We start from the raw sequence: 929 nt of genomic DNA on the forward strand, positions 1-929 counted from the left end.
GGATCACCGGCGGACGGTCGGCGATCGGCAGTTTCGACAGCGCAGTCAGCCCGTCCTCGCCCGCCATCATCACGTCGAGGACGATCGCGTCGAAGCGCGCCGCCTTGAGCGCCGCATAAAGGTCGGGCGCGCCGGCGCCGGTCGCGACCTCCATGCCATGGCCGGTCAGGAAATCGGCGGTCAGCGAGCGGATCGCCGCATCGTCGTCGATGATCAGGACGCGCGTCGCCTGGTCCAAGATACGGCCCCTTGCTGCAGTTCCGCCGGGCCTAACAGAAGGCCCGGCGGGAATGAAGTGGGGGCGTGGCGCGCGGGCTATGGCCTCAGGTCGCAACGCCGACCGTCGCGGTCGCGGTGTAGCCGCTGGAAACATCGCCGGTCATCGCCATCGTCATCACCGCGATCTGCGCGGCGCTGTTGTCGCCGAAGACATTGTCGCTGGCGATCGAGGTCGAACGGAAATTGCTCGCGCTCGTCGTATAGCCGGTCGAGGCATAGACGGTGGTGCAGGCGGCCGAGGGAAGGGCGAATTGCGAAATCAGTCGCGCGAAGCGGCCGCTGGTCGCGTTGGTCGAGCTGGTGAAGACCTCGAAATGGATATGCGGATAGCGGCCGGCGTAGCAGCCGGGGAAGATCGTCGTGAAAGTGACGCGGCCGTTGCTGTCGGTGACCTGGAGTCCGCGCAGATAGGATTCGGCCGGCAGGTCGTAGAGCGAATAGCGGCCGTCGCGGTCGCAGTGCCACAGATAGATGGCATGGCCCGCGAGCGGCGCGCAGCTGTTGTTCGCGTCGACGAGTGTGATGGTGAAGGTCACAGGGACGCCGGGCGCGGTGGTGGTCGAGCCGATGAAGCTCGAGCGGATGTCGCTGCGCGTGACGCCGCTGACGGTCAGCACATTCGACGACACGCCCGAGGCGGTATTGGTGCC

General features: G+C 66.6%; 2 protein-coding genes. Both read right to left on the reverse strand.

The window, feature by feature from the left end; genetic code table 11:
* Positions 1 to 238, reverse strand: a 238-nt coding sequence (locus tag B1A78_RS22910) for a response regulator transcription factor (RefSeq protein WP_179102140.1), incomplete at its 3' end; no start/stop codon positions are given.
* Positions 239 to 323: 85 nt separating this feature from the next.
* The coding region (locus B1A78_RS21870; protein WP_144037972.1) for an intradiol ring-cleavage dioxygenase at positions 324 to 929 on the reverse strand (606 nt) is incomplete at its 5' end.

The sequence above is a fragment of the Sphingopyxis sp. KK2 genome, assembly GCF_001990265.1.
Classification (GTDB): domain Bacteria; phylum Pseudomonadota; class Alphaproteobacteria; order Sphingomonadales; family Sphingomonadaceae; genus Sphingopyxis.